The organism is Bartonella sp. AU55XJBT (assembly GCF_028618525.1).
Window position 1 is genome coordinate 1 of sequence record NZ_JAQITC010000004.1, and the last position, 14,034, is coordinate 14,034.

Genomic DNA, 14,034 nt, shown 5'->3' on the forward strand with positions numbered 1-14,034 from the left:
AATTCTGCAATCACATGATCTTTTTGTTCAATTTGACTTTGTAAGTGATTCAAAACACCAAGTAATGCTTCGGGTTTTGAGTAATCAACTTGTGGTGTTGCTACTTTTTTCAAAAGCCGTTCACATTCTATAAAATATAAACGGGCTTCTCTACCTTTCTTATTGTTCTCCACCATAGAGAGTTCTTTGGCTACACTTAAAGTGAGATGACATTCTTTTAATACCACATTTTGACGTTCGCCAATTTTGGCGAGCGTTAAAATATAATCTCTTTCTTCTTTAAAGCCATATTTATTGATACGATCTTTAATCCAATTGGAAAAATCTCGCTTTATCCCTAAGAATGTGTGCAATTCGCGTGCATTAACGGCTTGAACAATCTCTTGCCCAATTGCTTGTTCTGATATTTTAATGAGAGTCATTGTGAACTCCTAGTTGTTAGACGTTTTTCATTGACATTTTTTACAAAAATGCCGGGTGCTGAAAAACACGGCAACTAGCCCGTCGTTATGCTTTCCCCGAAAGGGTATTGTATAGCATAACCACACCCGACAAAGTTATTATATGCATGTAGCATACAATGAGTCAAAACTTTTTAATTGCGGAAGATTAGTTATTTCGGCAACTAATCCGCTAGTTGTTTTAAGGCGTTTTTCAGGCACCTGATTTGATTATTCATATTGTCACTACATTGTCAAGTGGCAATATAATATTTTTATAAAAATAATCAGTTAAATCTTTTGGTCGTACCTCTAGCATCTTTGCTGCTTCAATAAGACCGAACAGCCCATCAGAGCGTTTTAAGCCCTCCAAAGCCTCTGCTTTTGGAGTTAATTCTGCAATGGTGTTATCCTTCTGCTCAATTTGGCTTTGTAGGTGATTCAAGACGCCAAGTAAGGCCTCGGGTTTGGAATAGTCAACTTGTGGTGTTGCTACTTTTTTCAAAAGCCGTTCACATTCGATAAAATATAAACGGGCTTCTCTACCTTTCTTATTGTTCTCCACCATAGAAAGTTCTTTAGCTACACTTAAAGTGAGATGATAGTCTTTAGAAGGGCGACCACCTTGGAGGTTTTCGCCAAAATTGGCGAAAACTATATAATCCTTATTTTCTATAAAGCTGTATTTGTTAATACGGTCTTTAATCCAATTGGAAAAATCCCGTTTTACCTCTAAGAATGTGTGTAGATCACGAGCACTAACAGTTTGAACAATTTCCTGGTCAATTGTTTGTTCTGATATTTTAATGAGAGTCATTGTGAACTCCTGTCCGATTAGATGTTTTTCATTGATACTCAACAAGAAGTGCCGGGTGCTGAAAAACACGGCGAACAGTCCGTCGTTATGCTTTCCTCATAAGAGTATTGTATAGCATAACTACACCCGACAAATTTCTTATACGCTTGTAGCATATAAGGAGTCAAAGCTTTAATATGCGGAGAAGAGATTGTTTCGGCAATCCGTCCGCTGTCCGTTTAAGGTGTTTTTCAGGCACCTGATTCGAAAATACACATCACAGAAATAATGTCAATATACTTTTGATATTTTTATTAATTTCATCTTTGGATGCTGAGCATTGAAAAACACAGCTCTTCATCTCTCATTTTTTATCTTCATTTCATTCGCCACTATTTTAAAGGAGCATAAAATGGCAACAGGTTTTCTACACGGTGTTGAAGTCATCGAAGTTGATGACGGCACACGCCCCCTTCGTGCAGTTCAGTCTGGCGTTATCGGAATTATCGGCACAGCGCCCGATGCCGATGAACAAGCTTTTCCTCTTAACACACCGGTTTTGGTCGCAGGCTCTCTTTCACAAGCCGCAAAACTGGACAAAACAGGAAAACGACGTGGCACTTTGCCCAATGCCATTGATCTGATTTTCAAGCAAGTGGGAGCAATTGTTGTTGTTATCCGTGTAAAAGAAGGTGACAACGAAAACGCAACACTCACCAACATTCTAGGTGGTGTAAACGAAAATGGCACCTATGAAGGTGTTCATGCTTTCATTGGAGCGCAATCTGTTGTGGGACAAACACCACGTATTCTGATTGCTCCAGGCTTTACACATCAACGTCCATCCAGTGTGACCATTGAAGGGGATGGAACGAGCGATAGTGCCAAAACTGAGATCAGTATAACATCTAATCCCGTTGCGGCAGAGTTGATTGGCATTGCAGAACGTTTGCGCGCCATTGTGGTGATTGATGCACCAAACACAACAGATGAAGCAGCTCTTAGCGCAGCAAAGGATTTTGATTCAAAACGCGCCATTCTTATTGATCCATTTGTAAAGGTCAATCGCAATGGCAAGATCTTAGAAGAACCAGCAAGTGCAGCGGTTGCTGGGGTCATTGCTAAAAATGATTTTACCAATGGTTTTTGGCATTCTCCTTCAAACAAAGTGATTAATGGAATTGTGGGAACTGCACGCCCGATTGATTTTTCCATTGGTGATCGTGCAAGCCGCGCTAACCTTCTCAATGAACAAAATATCACAACCATTATTCGTGAAAATAGCTATCGCCTCTGGGGCAATCGCACCCTTTCAAGCGATACAAAATTTGCCTTTTTATCCGTGGTACGCACCGCAGATATGATTAATGATGCTATTTTGCGCGGACATCTATGGGCAGTCGATCGCAATATCAAAAAGACCTATCTGAATGATGTGAGTGAAAGCGTCAATGCTTATTTGCGTGATTTAAAAGCGCAAGGCGCCATTCTTGGAGGACGCTGTACACCAGATCTAGAACTTAACACAGCAAGTGCTATTGGAGATGGCAGAGTTTATTTCAATGTGGAATTCACACCAACAACACCCGCAGAACACATCACTTTCCGTTCACAAATCATCAATGATTACCTAGAGGAGATCTTTTAATGACTATCCCTGTTTTACCAAGAGTTTTGAAATATTTTAACATTTATGTCGATGGTATTCCTTATCAAGCAGAGTGTGAAAGCGTCACCTTACCAAACTTGAATTTGGTCGTTGAAAGTTACCGTGGTGGTGGCATGGATAGCGCCATTGAAGTTGATCTTGGGCTTGAAACCCTCACGCTTACCATGACCATTTCTGATTGTTCACCAGAATTAATGGTGCTGTTGGGACGCACTGATGTCGACATATCACTACGCAGTTCAATGCAAGCCCAAGGCACACCCGCAGAAGGGGTTATCATTACCATGAGAGGACTTTCCAAAGGCTTTGAAATGGCAGAATGGCAACCAGGAGGCAAAGCAACTTCTACAGCAACATTCACATTGCAATATTTCAAATATGTTCAGAAAGACGTTGAAATTGTTGAGATCGACGTCCTCAACATGGTGAGAAAATTCAATGGCGTCAATCAACTCGCAGAGCATAGAGAAATTTTAGGATTATAAAATGACTGTACAAAAAACTGTTACACACCAATTGCTTGTTCCTATCACATTTGAAGGAAAAGAACATAGCGAAATCACCTTACAACGCCCCAAAACAAAAGATTTGCAAGCCATCGACAAAAAAGAAGGCATAGAGCAAACAATCGCTATGATTGCACGTCTTTCTGGATGGCCGCATGACGCGATCAGTGAACTCGATATCAATGATCTCTCAAACATTGGAGAGATTTTGGAATCTTTTATCAAACGGCGGGAAACCTCGACTGGGAAACCGCCGCTAAACTGATCGCCGATATTGCCATTGTGTTCCATTGGTCCCTTTCAGAGATGATGGAAATGGAACCGCAAGAACTCATATTCTGGCGAAAACAAGCAGCAGAAAGGTATAAGACAAAATGAGTAAAAAAGTTGCCGATGCAAAGGTCAAGTTGTCTCTTGAAGATAAACACACCATACCTTTAAAACGTGTGCAAAAGGAATTCGACAATTTATCAAAAACATTATCCCATAGTTTGAGTCTTCCACGCTTTTCTGCTGCTGTAAAAAACATGACAAAAAGCCTTCATGGCGTTCAAAGTGCTCTTGGCACAGCGGCAAGCCGTGCTTCAGTCTTTACCGATGTCCTAGAGCTTGCTGGTGGTGGTCTTGTGGAAAGCTTGACCGCCGTTACTATGAAAACCATGCATATGGGCGATAGTCTCTACCATGCCTCACGCCATTTAGGAATGAGTGTTACAGCCCTTCAATTATGGGGTGATGCAGCCGATAATTCAGGATATTCGGCCGAACTCTTTCAACAATCCTTAGCAACCTTAAATAGACGTTCTGCGCAAGCATATGCCGGACAAAAAAGAGGTATTATGGGATTTGAAGCGCTTGGTATTTCTGTCAAAAATACTTCTGGTAAACTCAAATCAAATTCTCTCTTACTAGAAGAAATTACTGAAAAAATGAGTAAGATGAAAAATCAAGCACAAAGGCAGCACATTGCTGCTCTGTTGTTTGGTGGGGATGGTAAAGAAATGGCCGCCATGCTTTCACAAGGCATGGCACCCATTAAAGAACTCTTTGCAAAGGCGAGAAAAGGAAAATGGCTGATAGGTGCTGATGTTGCACGCTATGCAGCAGATTTAAGTGATAAGCTTGGTGCTTTTAAGAAAAAAATAGGCGGTATCGCAAGCTTTATTGGTGCACGTTTCATGCCCGTGATCAATGATTTAATTGATGCATTTTCAAAGTTGATTGATGAAAACCGTAACCTCATCCAAACAACCGTGGCAAGCTGGGCAAAAACCTTAAAACAAGTCTTGCAAGATTTACTTAATCCTACCTCTGATTTAAGAAAAGGCATCAGTGATCTCACAGAGAGAATTAAAGGCTGGTTCCAATGGCTAGAGCCCTTAATTGGTGAAATAACCCTCTTTAAAGTTGGACTTGTCGCCCTTGGTTCATTTATTTTTGGTCCACTCATTGCCGCATTAGCAGCCGTAGGAGTAGCGTTTGTTAGCCTTGGCTATGCTATGATGACCACCCCTATCGGTTGGCTCATTGGCGGTATTGTAGCACTTGTTGCACTCTATAAAAATTGGGATACAATCAACGGCTGGATGGCAGCATCTTTAGCCGCAGTTGGAGCCGTTCTTATCGGGGCATTCATTGCGGCAGTGGTACCGGCCGCTTCTGCAGTTGCTGGTCTTGCGGTATCTCTTGTCGCGTCACTTATCCCAGCAATAACTGCCGTTAGTTCTGCTTTTATATCGTTTGGTATTGCTATCATGACCACACCTATTGGCTGGATAATGGCTGGTATTGCAGCCCTTATTGGAATTGGATATCTGCTCTATAAAAACTGGGATACAGTCATGAATTTCTTACGCAATTTGTGGAATTCTTTTGCCAACTTATGCAGTACTGTTTTTAATAAACTCTTTAGTCTCTTTAAAAAGTTTTCACCCCTCTCTTGGATTGCAAAAAAAATCAATGACCTCATTAAATGGCTGTTTGGGATCGATTTAATGGCCGCAGGAACCAATCTGATTAACGGACTTTGGGAAGGCATAAAAAACAAATGGAATGATCTGTATAACTGGCTTGGCAAACATATGGATGGATTAACCAGTTGGATGCCAAACTGGATGAGAGAAAAGTTAGGATTTAAGGCTACAATCGACAAAAATTCAACCCAAACCATTAAAACCCTTACCGATGAAGCACAAGCCCCTGGCAAAAGAATTCTTGATACAGCCATTATCCCCAATGCACCCTCTGGGAAAGGTAAGAGCAGTTCTAATAAAGGCATAGTCGAAACAGGACAAATGCAGGCGACAAATGTAAAGGTTGAATCTTTCAAAGTTTCAGAGCCCATTACCGTTCACAAGCCGGTAGAAATCGATGCCCGCGTGATGATTTAAAATTTAAATGTTTCTGTTCCCAATGGTTTAAAAGACGAAATCCGCGCCGCCGTAAATCAAGCCCTTGAACACTATGCCAAACAACAGCGTTTGGCTATCGCTTCTAGCCTTTCGGATTAAACATCATGATGTTAGCTTTAGGTCATTTTATCTTTTCCATTGAAACAGCAGCTTATCAAGCCCTCGATATGACCTATAACATTCCATGGGTCGAGCAAGGGCGATTGAGGCGCAAGGCTGCTCTTCAATTGCCAGCTGTTGCCAATGCGGAATTTTCCCTAACAGGTGTGGTTTATCCAGACTTTAAAGGCGGTTATAGACAACTGGAATATTTACGACAAATGGCACATGAGGGACCTCATATCCTTGTGACGGGTCAAGGCAAGATTTTGGGCAAGTTTGTCATTCTTTCTGTTAAAGAAAAGCAAAGCTTCTTTTATCAAAATGGTAGCCCAAAAAAACAAGAATTTACCGTCAATTTGAGAGAATATGGTGAAGAACTATGAGTAATCTTTACGTAACCAAAGAAGGCGATATGGTTGATGCTATTTGCTGGAGATATTATGCCAAAGGACAACAAGCCCTTGCTGTTGAGCGCGTTTATGCGGCTAATTTTGGTCTTGCAGACTATGGACCCATCTTAAAAGCAGGCATCACAATCCTCTTGCCGGCCCTTCCCTATCCTAAAGCCACACCAGTGATCAGAATTTGGGGCAGTCAATCATGAAACCTTTTTGCAGAATGATGGCAAATGGAGAGGATATTACAAGAACTCTCATGGACTATGTTTCGTCGATTGAAATTACCGATGAAGCGGAAGACAAAAGCGACCGTATCACCATAGAGCTTGATGACCGCGCCCGTGAGAGCGATAATGGCTTTCTTGATATTCCTCTCATCGGAACTATCATTTCTGTCACTCTTGGCTATGAAGGCGGTAAAAACCGCGATATGGGAGCCTATTTGATTGATGAAATCTCTGTAAGCAGCCCACCACAAACCTTAAGTGTTACAGGGCGCGCTGCTTCTATGAACACATCTTATCGAACACCAAAAAGCCAATCTTATCATCAACAAACCCTCGGGGGTATCATTCAAGAAATAGCGCAGCGCAATGGCTATACAGCAAAGGTAGATCCCAATCTTGCCAAAATTGTCGTGCGTCACATCGATCAAACCGCTGAAAGTGATATGGCTTTTGCCACACGCCTTGCAGAAGAATATGACGCCGTCGCAAAACCTGTTGATGGCAAATTGGTGCTTGCCAAACGCGGTGAAGGAAAAGCCATCACCGGTGAAACGCTCCCTATTGTTGTTATTCATGAAAAATATTGCACCTCTTGGGATTTTAAATATAGTGCACGCGATGAAGCAGGTAGTGCCAATGGCTTAGCAACAGATGCAGGAGATGACCAAAAAGCCGCCGCTGATGCAAGGGAACCAGAGGAAATTGAGGAAGGCGAAGATGTGACCCATATGGATGAAAATGATGTCCCTAATTTGCCTAAAGCATAAAAACAATCCTCTGAAAAACAAGAGCAAGAAAAAGAGAAAAAGGGCGGTGTCCTTGCAAGCTATCATGATATCCGCACTGGTGAAAAAAAGGAAGTCAAGGTTGGTAAAGAACCTTTTCATGAGCTTAAATATACTTACCATAATCAATCAGAAGCGGTTGCAGCCATTGCGACTTATCGCAACAAATCATCGCGTAGGAAATCTTCCTTTTCGTGTGATATCGGTGGTGATCCCTTCGTGCAAGCAGAAGCAAAGCTTATTCAAGAGCCCCCTTTCCGCCCTTATATTCCAGCAGAATGGCGCATCAAAAGCGTCAAACACAAGCTTGATAAAACAGGTGGATATACAACAAAAATAGACTGCGAACTTTTTGATAAAGCCCAAGAAGACGCTGCAAAAAACGTAGCCAATACCACACCAGACAAAGACGATACCCTTGATCCAAACGCCCCTCCCAATGCATGCGATGAAGGAGACGGCGTCATTCATATGGATAAAGAAGATATATGAATAAAACTATCTTCTGATGATAAAAATCATATTTCTGTCCGAAAGGAAATCCAATTTTTTATTTTACTATTCCTAAAAATACAGCCAAACAGCGTTCAATCTCTAGCAGTTCCTTTGCTTGAAGAGAGCCAAAAGAGGGACTCATTTTGTCACATCTTACAGTCATGATCTTATCAATCATAACTTGCGAAGGCTTTTGTAAACCATTTTTAGCGTTTGGTTGAAGAGTAATACGGAGTAATGGTGCATCAACAAGTGTACTTGTAATCGGTAAAACCGTCATGCTTGTATGTTCACTAAATTCATTCGCTTGAATGATCAGTGCAGGTCTTGGTTTACCAAAATCACCTTGCATAGCTATTGTTACAAGAGAACCGCGCATTATTCTGCCCAGCCATCAACATCCGTTAAAGATTGATCCATAAATAATTGTATAGATGTATCAGATTTATCCATTTTTGCTACTAAACGGGATTGACGGCGGCACTCTTCTGCAAAGTCTGGTCTGTGTGTATCTGGAACCCAAATTTGCATTAAACGCAGACCTGCTTTTCTTTGTGCATTACGATGTCTTTGAACCCGTTCATTAACGTGTACTGTACCCATAATAAAATCTCCATTATGTTTCATGTAACGTATAACACAAAAAAAAGTTACATGAAACGAGATTTTTAATAAAACGCAATAATCACAATTTTTAACATTTACTCAGCCTCACCTTGTGTGGGGCTTTTTTTATGGAGAAGTTCATGCGAAAAATATCACAAGAAGGGCTAGCACTCATAAAACAATGGGAAGGCTTGCGCCTCAATGCTTATAAAGACGCCATTGGGGTATGGACAATCGGGTATGGACATACCAGTGCCGCCGGAAAACCTTTCGTTCACAAAGGCATGACAATTACTGAAAAACAAGCCGAAGAACTTCTTTGTAAAGACTTAAGACAATTTGAAAACACTGTTGCAAAAGCCGTTACAGTCTCTTTAAATTCTTGGCAATTCGCAGCCTTAGTATCTTTTTGTTATAATGTAGGAACAACAGCTTTTTGCAATTCTACACTGCTAAAAAAGCTCAATCAAGGTGAATATGAAGCAGTACCGGCCGAATTACAGAAATGGACCAAAGCGGGTGGTAAGCGCCTGCAAGGTCTTGTCCACCGGCGTGTCGCAGAAGCGGGATTATGGGCGAAAGGGGCGTTTGTTTCCTCCAACTATCAAACCGTAGAAACGCAAGCGCCAACAGGACTTTTAAAAGCAGAAGCATTGGCACCAGTCATTGGTTCTTTTTCAGGTCTTGGCGGCTTGTTAGCGGGCAATGGTCCAGTGCAATGGGCACTTGCCACCATCATGGTTTTAGCTGCAGGTGTTGGTCTTTTCTTTGTTGCCAAACGCTTTCAGGAGCACCGACTATGATGTTATGGATAAAAAAGAATCTGCTGTTAACAGGTGCGGCTTTTGCCGCTTTTTTTATGGCTTTAGCCAAAGCTTTCATGCTTGGCAAAAAGAGTGAACAGCAAAAACAGATAGAAAAAACTTTAAAGGCAGCAACAACACGTCTGGAGGTGGAAAATGAAATTAATCAAAAAACTGATGCTGATGTGCGCACTGCTCTCTCTCGTTGGCTGCGCAACAAATAAGTATGTTTCTTGTATTGGTTGGTTACCCATTTATTTAAACAAAAGAGATGTTAACGTCATCAGTTCAAGCTTAGCAAGAGATATCTTAAAACATAACACTATAGGTGAACGTTTGTGTGGATGGGAACATGGCTAGAAGAAAAACAAGAGACGATATAGAACTCTACAGAAGCGGAAAAAGAAATCCTTCAAGAAATTATCATGATCTATAAAAGCGTGAAAGTAATGTCTCGTTATACGAAATGGATTGTACTAATTATACTCTTATTAGCGCTTGATTTTTCACGTATTATGGATGCATTTGTAAGTATTTTTACACAAAAACCAAATATCCGACTCTAAATACGCTCTGAGACGTGCTAAATTTTTTAGCCAATAGATTTTTAATTTTGCACGTCTCATGAAAGAGATCAATAATGCCTTTGCACATTTTAAACAGGGGTTTTAAAAAAACTGAAAAATTGTCATAAACGCAATTCAGCATGTGAACCAAGCCTTAAAAGTTCTAATGTTTCATCATCAGGCTTTCGATAGATCAAAACCAAATCTGGTTTGATATGGCAATCACGACAGTTTCGCCATTGACCTGTTAGTGCGTGATCTCTCCACTGCACTTTTAGTGGTTCGTTTTCCGCTAACAATTTGATCACAAGAAGTAAATCTGTCTCTAATGTATCAGCATATCTCCCCCTACTTTCACGTTTAAGATCACGCCGAAAAGACTTCGTATAAACAATTTCCCGCATAGCTAACCAAGATCACTTTGCAGATTTACATACTTCAGCTTTATCCGCACGAATCATGGCGCGCAGATCATCCAATGACGTACGTTCGACACGCCCCATCTCTGCATCTTCAATAGCTTGCAATGTTTCCGGATTGGGTTGAAAGAGATCAAGAGGCAATGCTCTATCTCTAGCAATGCGGGTCATAAACATACGGACCACATCTGATACAGTTAAGCCCGTGGATTTGATAACCGCACTTGCAACTTCTTGAACTTCATCAGGAATGCGTGCTTGAATTTTACCCATTTGCCTCAATCTCCTATTTATTTGTACTACAATGTACTACATTTAAGACTCATGTCAAGAGATTTATCTAATAACCCTCTCCCCGCTTTTAAAACGGGGAAGAGGATGTTTACTTTAAGCAACCTTTTTAATGGGGTTGTCTAAATGGGGTTCGTAAGCACGCAATAAAGATTCTATAATCGGAGGTGGTCTCAAAGTTCCAAAATTTGTAATCATTGCCAAAATTTTTAGTGCATTTGGAGTTTCATCTTGAAGTTTTAAAATCAAAGCTTTTTCTATCGCATCCATAGTTTCAATGAGGGTATTAAAAGCCTTATCTTCAATATCATCACGATCAGAAAACTGATACAATGCCATCCACAAATCACATAAAAAGTCGATACTGGTATTCATTGCACACCTCCGTGGATTTGCTCTCTCAAACATGCCAATCCTCTGGAGGTTATTTTCGTAGAAGGGAGGACCTTTTCTGTACCATCCGGTCTTTGAATAGTGATCGCAGGGCAATCCATGAGTTGTTTTTTGATCTTATCCTGATAAGGCAACAGAGGTGCCCCTGGAGCACGTCGATACACCCAATCATGTTTGCGCAAATAATCGGTCAAATCCTTTGGTCTCACCTCTAACATTTTAGCTGCTTCAATAAGACCAAACAGCCCATCAGAGCGCTTTAAACCATCTAAAGCCTCTGCTTTTGGCTTGAGTGTACTCACTTCGTTTCTTAAGTCTTCTAATTGATTGATACTCTCTAAAAGAAGTTGTTTAATTGTAAGCGGATTTTCTAAAGCATTGGCAAGATTTATCTGTGGTGTTGCTACTTTTTTCAAAAGCCGTTCACACTTGATAAAGTATTGACGCGCTTCATGTCCTTTCTCATTGCGCTCAACCATTGAGAGCTCTTTTACCATGTCTAAGGTAAGGTGGTATTCTTTGCTGATAACATTTTTACGTTTCCCAATTTTGGGAAGCGTTAAAATATAGTCTTTTCCCTCTTCAAATTCATACTGATTAATGCGGTTCGTAATCCAAGTAGCAAAACGTTTTCCTATTGCCAAAAACGTATGTAATTCACGTGCATTTACTGTCTGAACGCTCTCTTGATCTATGACTTGTTCTGATATTTCTATAAGATTGTTCATGATGAACTCCTTACTACTTAGATGTTTTTCATTGACACTCTAAAAAGAGTGCCGGGTGCTGAAAAACACGGTAGTAAGTCCGTCGCTATGCTTTTCCCAAAAGGGTATTTTATGGCATAGCCACACCCGACAAGATCCTTATATGCTACATACATATAATGAGTCAAAGCCTTTAAATTTGCGGAAGATTAGTTATTTCGGGAACCAATCCGCTTACTATCAAGGTGTTTTTCAAGCACCTATCTCAACAATAGACACATTGTTATAAGTCTGTCAAGTCGCTCCCGTTATAAATGCAGCCCACTGTTCCAAGAGAACATGGCGTTGTTCTAAAAAATCCGTTCGCATATAGGCTTTTGTCACTGAACTCCCAACTGAATGTGCAAGAACAGTTTCTGCAATCTCAAAAGGCGTTGACGTTGTCTCTGCTATCCAATCCCGTAAGCTTGAACGGAAACCATGGGGACGATAAGCCAAACCACAAACTGTCATATATTTTGCCATGCTTACATCAGAAATCGGCTTGCCGGTAATACCAGAAAAGAGAAAACCTTTTTTTTCAAAAGGGAAAGATTTCTCAATCACTTTCAAAGCTTCACGACTTAATGGCACGCGAAAATCGGAAACCTTCCTACAATACCTTTCATATTTTCTTTGGGTATTGTCCATATATTTTTATCTATTTGTTCAAGACGCAAATATCGCAATGGATGTGATCGCACCCCTGTCAAAATCAGAAGCTTCAGTGCTAAATTTGAAAGAATCTTATCATCTAAATTCTGATAAAAAGCCGGTACTTCTTGCCATGGCATAGCAGGAATATTTGTTGATGTAGCACGAGGTTTTCCTAAAAGGGCGCGTGCTTTCATACAAGCCTGTAGATCAACATCCAAACCAAGAGCTGCAGCATATTTCAAACAAATGTTAATACGATTAAGTGCTTTTCGTGCTGTGTCTGCTTTTTCATGCCAAAGAGGAGCAAGAACATTGCGAATGATATTAGCCGTTAATTTTTCTATAGAGAGGCTGCCTATGTGTGGAATAACATGCAATTCCAGCGGAGAAAACCAGCGCCCATTTTTGCCTTCATTTTTTAACTCTGCTTTTTTACTTTCAAAAGCCGCTGTTGCAATCTCACTGAATATGTTGCTTTGCTGTTTTAAGACAGTTTGTTCTCGAAAGACAATAGGGTCATTGCCTTCTCTGAGAATAGTACTATAATGCTTGGCAAGTTCGCGCGCTTCTTTCAGAGAAAGTTGTGCGACTGGACCGAGCCCCATTTCACGGCGTTTGTTGTGGTATGTATAGCGAAAAAACCAAGAACGTGTATTGTCTTTTCGAACATTCAACCACAGCCCTGCCCCATCACAATATTTACCTTGAGAAGCAGACTTGACAAGTAATGCTGATAATCTATGAATCGCCCTCACTTAATTTCCCTTCTCGTCCACCTTTTCACACATTGCTCGTCCACCTTTTTGGGTCCACCTTTTAGACCACCTTAATTTTTTGATTTGAGATTTTTTCTTTAATTCTTAATTTTTTTATTGGAACATAAAAAACTATACATATCAATACGCTCTTACACATATTTATATACTTTGAATCTTGTTGATAAAGCCCTGTCTGCCGCGTCTGGGCACCATTCTCTTTTTTATTCCTAATAATTTATTGTTTTTACAAATGTTTTTTAAGTGAGAGAGTGGAATTTTCCAACATGTCTCTTAATTATTGTGAGTCAAGACTTCTTCTTGAGATATGTTGGTTGATTCGAGTACTTAAAATGTTTTTGTTTTTAATAAGATGAATCTCTAAAGAATCTTTCGAATTTTATTACAATTATTATACTGCAATGTTAATTGGGTCCTGAAAATTTTTGATAATATGCGCCATATTGTTAGAACCAAGAGCTATAGTGATCTTGGAACTGGAAAAAATATATGATGGTATCAACTTTTTCCTTCATAACTGTAAAAATGCGGGTGTTCTCATATATCATTCGTGGGGGCTTTATACCATTCACAAGCATCGACACGAAATGGATATGACGTGCCTTGAGAGATGCTTTTTGAAAACAAACTCGTAAATTAACAATAATAAGTATTCGCGTTTGAGCTGTTCTCTTTGTAAGTGAAGGACATCACCCTATTGAAGAACGTGAGACATAAAAGCGTAAGACAATGCTGTAATTTCCATTATTAAAAAGATATTGATATGGGTGCTTTTGAAAGTCGGAAAGCCCAAATTAAAAGGAGGTGATCAAGCGATTGATCGCTTTGCATCTACCCCACATCATTTTCTTTAAAAAATTAAATAATCTACCATTTGAATATGTAAAATATTGAAGAATATAAATATATTCCTAAATTAGTATACACACGTTTTGTTGTTTCAAAAAG

17 protein-coding genes and 4 pseudogenes are annotated in these 14,034 nt (G+C 40.1%); 12 read left to right on the top strand and 9 right to left on the bottom strand.

The features are described from left to right. The coding region (locus tag PVV70_RS02775; protein ID WP_273757780.1) for an antA/AntB antirepressor family protein at window positions 1-422 on the bottom strand (422 nt) is incomplete at its 3' end. 253 nt (window positions 423-675) lie between these two features. Beyond that, a complete protein-coding gene (locus tag PVV70_RS02780; RefSeq protein WP_404977257.1) occupies window positions 676-1,257 on the bottom strand; it encodes an antA/AntB antirepressor family protein in 582 nt (193 codons plus the stop codon). A gap of 391 nt (window positions 1,258-1,648) precedes the next feature. On the opposite strand from PVV70_RS02780, the gene PVV70_RS02785 reads away from it, so the two are divergent. The 8 genes and pseudogenes from PVV70_RS02785 (at window position 1,649) to PVV70_RS02820 (ending at window position 7,826) form a co-directional block, all read left to right on the top strand. Continuing rightward, complete coding sequence (locus tag PVV70_RS02785; RefSeq protein ID WP_273757781.1) at window positions 1,649-2,884, top strand: phage tail sheath subtilisin-like domain-containing protein; 1,236 nt, start codon at window positions 1,649-1,651, stop codon at window positions 2,882-2,884. Next, on the top strand, window positions 2,884-3,390 hold the full coding sequence (locus tag PVV70_RS02790) for a phage major tail tube protein (RefSeq protein ID WP_273757782.1): 507 nt from the start codon (window positions 2,884-2,886) through the stop codon (window positions 3,388-3,390). Before PVV70_RS02785 ends, PVV70_RS02790 begins: the two co-directional genes overlap by 1 nt. A 1-nt stretch (window position 3,391) precedes the next feature. Then, window positions 3,392-3,676, top strand: coding sequence for a phage tail assembly protein (locus PVV70_RS02795; protein WP_273757783.1), 285 nt, complete (start codon window positions 3,392-3,394; stop codon window positions 3,674-3,676). Between the two features lie 8 nt (window positions 3,677-3,684). After that, window positions 3,685-3,789: a GpE family phage tail protein gene (locus tag PVV70_RS09790; RefSeq protein ID WP_268885528.1), complete on the top strand. Its 105-nt coding sequence runs from the start codon at window positions 3,685-3,687 to the stop codon at window positions 3,787-3,789. Further along, window positions 3,786-5,921 (top strand): annotated as a pseudogene (locus PVV70_RS02805) (phage tail protein). The gene PVV70_RS09790 and the pseudogene PVV70_RS02805 overlap by 4 nt, the downstream one beginning before the upstream one ends. 5 nt (window positions 5,922-5,926) lie before the next feature. Continuing rightward, the gene (locus tag PVV70_RS02810) at window positions 5,927-6,307 is read left to right on the top strand and encodes a phage tail protein (protein ID WP_273757784.1); all 381 of its coding nucleotides are present in this window, start codon (window positions 5,927-5,929) and stop codon (window positions 6,305-6,307) included. Beyond that, on the top strand, window positions 6,304-6,528 hold the full coding sequence (locus PVV70_RS02815; RefSeq protein WP_273757785.1) for a tail protein X: 225 nt from the start codon (window positions 6,304-6,306) through the stop codon (window positions 6,526-6,528). Before PVV70_RS02810 ends, PVV70_RS02815 begins: the two co-directional genes overlap by 4 nt. Then, window positions 6,525-7,826, top strand: a pseudogene (locus PVV70_RS02820) (phage late control D family protein). Before PVV70_RS02815 ends, PVV70_RS02820 begins: the two are co-directional and overlap by 4 nt. Before the next feature lie 58 nt (window positions 7,827-7,884). Here PVV70_RS02820 and PVV70_RS02825 read toward each other — a convergent pair. Then, window positions 7,885-8,208: a type II toxin-antitoxin system PemK/MazF family toxin gene (locus tag PVV70_RS02825; protein WP_273757786.1), complete on the bottom strand. Its 324-nt coding sequence runs from the start codon at window positions 8,206-8,208 to the stop codon at window positions 7,885-7,887. Further along, complete coding sequence (locus tag PVV70_RS02830) at window positions 8,208-8,432, bottom strand: antitoxin MazE family protein (RefSeq protein ID WP_273757787.1); 225 nt, start codon at window positions 8,430-8,432, stop codon at window positions 8,208-8,210. The genes PVV70_RS02825 and PVV70_RS02830 overlap by 1 nt, the downstream gene beginning before the upstream one ends. A gap of 143 nt (window positions 8,433-8,575) precedes the next feature. On the opposite strand from PVV70_RS02830, the gene PVV70_RS02835 reads away from it, so the two are divergent. The 4 genes and pseudogenes from PVV70_RS02835 to PVV70_RS02850 all read left to right on the top strand — a co-directional run bounded on the left by PVV70_RS02835 (window position 8,576) and on the right by PVV70_RS02850 (window position 9,804). Then, entirely contained in the window at window positions 8,576-9,238 is a 663-nt protein-coding gene (locus PVV70_RS02835) for a lysozyme (RefSeq protein ID WP_273757788.1), read from the top strand. Continuing rightward, window positions 9,235-9,462 carry a hypothetical protein gene (locus PVV70_RS02840; protein ID WP_273757789.1) on the top strand — a complete coding sequence of 76 codons (228 nt, stop codon included), beginning with the start codon at window positions 9,235-9,237 and terminating at the stop codon, window positions 9,460-9,462. The genes PVV70_RS02835 and PVV70_RS02840 overlap by 4 nt, the downstream gene beginning before the upstream one ends. Then, window positions 9,395-9,598, top strand: coding sequence for a hypothetical protein (locus PVV70_RS02845; protein ID WP_273757790.1), 204 nt, complete (start codon window positions 9,395-9,397; stop codon window positions 9,596-9,598). The genes PVV70_RS02840 and PVV70_RS02845 overlap by 68 nt, the downstream gene beginning before the upstream one ends. Beyond that, window positions 9,591-9,804, top strand: a pseudogene (locus tag PVV70_RS02850) (hypothetical protein). Before PVV70_RS02845 ends, PVV70_RS02850 begins: the two are co-directional and overlap by 8 nt. Window positions 9,805-9,926: 122 nt before the next feature. Here the strand turns inward: PVV70_RS02850 and PVV70_RS02855 are convergent. The 5 genes and pseudogenes from PVV70_RS02855 to PVV70_RS02875 form a co-directional block, all read right to left on the bottom strand. Next, window positions 9,927-10,208 (bottom strand): type II toxin-antitoxin system YafQ family toxin, encoded by a 282-nt coding sequence (locus PVV70_RS02855; protein ID WP_273757791.1) that lies wholly within the window; start codon window positions 10,206-10,208, stop codon window positions 9,927-9,929. A gap of 12 nt (window positions 10,209-10,220) precedes the next feature. Beyond that, window positions 10,221-10,496 (bottom strand): type II toxin-antitoxin system RelB/DinJ family antitoxin, encoded by a 276-nt coding sequence (locus PVV70_RS02860; RefSeq protein ID WP_273757793.1) that lies wholly within the window; start codon window positions 10,494-10,496, stop codon window positions 10,221-10,223. 114 nt (window positions 10,497-10,610) lie between these two features. Then, window positions 10,611-10,889 (bottom strand): hypothetical protein, encoded by a 279-nt coding sequence (locus PVV70_RS02865; protein WP_273757794.1) that lies wholly within the window; start codon window positions 10,887-10,889, stop codon window positions 10,611-10,613. Next, window positions 10,886-11,635, bottom strand: a complete 750-nt coding sequence (locus tag PVV70_RS02870) for an antA/AntB antirepressor family protein (protein WP_273757795.1) — start codon at window positions 11,633-11,635, stop codon at window positions 10,886-10,888. The genes PVV70_RS02865 and PVV70_RS02870 overlap by 4 nt, the downstream gene beginning before the upstream one ends. 273 nt (window positions 11,636-11,908) lie before the next feature. Beyond that, window positions 11,909-13,065: pseudogene (locus tag PVV70_RS02875) on the bottom strand (tyrosine-type recombinase/integrase). Between the last annotated feature and the right edge of the window lie 969 nt (window positions 13,066-14,034).

Bases quoted from the DNA above. Each gene is read 5' to 3' on its own strand.
- PVV70_RS02780 (WP_404977257.1), bottom strand. From the start codon at position 1,257: ATGACTCTCATTAAAATATCAGAACAAACAATTGACCAGGAAATTGTT.
- PVV70_RS02785 (WP_273757781.1), top strand. From the start codon at position 1,649: ATGGCAACAGGTTTTCTACACGGTGTTGAAGTCATCGAAGTTGATGAC.
- PVV70_RS02790 (WP_273757782.1), top strand. From the start codon at position 2,884: ATGACTATCCCTGTTTTACCAAGAGTTTTGAAATATTTTAACATTTAT.
- PVV70_RS02795 (WP_273757783.1), top strand. From the start codon at position 3,392: ATGACTGTACAAAAAACTGTTACACACCAATTGCTTGTTCCTATCACA.
- PVV70_RS02810 (WP_273757784.1), top strand. From the start codon at position 5,927: ATGATGTTAGCTTTAGGTCATTTTATCTTTTCCATTGAAACAGCAGCT.
- PVV70_RS02815 (WP_273757785.1), top strand. From the start codon at position 6,304: ATGAGTAATCTTTACGTAACCAAAGAAGGCGATATGGTTGATGCTATT.
- PVV70_RS02825 (WP_273757786.1), bottom strand. From the start codon at position 8,208: ATGCGCGGTTCTCTTGTAACAATAGCTATGCAAGGTGATTTTGGTAAA.
- PVV70_RS02830 (WP_273757787.1), bottom strand. From the start codon at position 8,432: ATGGGTACAGTACACGTTAATGAACGGGTTCAAAGACATCGTAATGCA.
- PVV70_RS02835 (WP_273757788.1), top strand. From the start codon at position 8,576: ATGCGAAAAATATCACAAGAAGGGCTAGCACTCATAAAACAATGGGAA.
- PVV70_RS02840 (WP_273757789.1), top strand. From the start codon at position 9,235: ATGATGTTATGGATAAAAAAGAATCTGCTGTTAACAGGTGCGGCTTTT.
- PVV70_RS02845 (WP_273757790.1), top strand. From the start codon at position 9,395: ATGAAATTAATCAAAAAACTGATGCTGATGTGCGCACTGCTCTCTCTC.
- PVV70_RS02855 (WP_273757791.1), bottom strand. From the start codon at position 10,208: ATGCGGGAAATTGTTTATACGAAGTCTTTTCGGCGTGATCTTAAACGT.
- PVV70_RS02860 (WP_273757793.1), bottom strand. From the start codon at position 10,496: ATGGGTAAAATTCAAGCACGCATTCCTGATGAAGTTCAAGAAGTTGCA.
- PVV70_RS02865 (WP_273757794.1), bottom strand. From the start codon at position 10,889: ATGAATACCAGTATCGACTTTTTATGTGATTTGTGGATGGCATTGTAT.
- PVV70_RS02870 (WP_273757795.1), bottom strand. From the start codon at position 11,635: ATGAACAATCTTATAGAAATATCAGAACAAGTCATAGATCAAGAGAGC.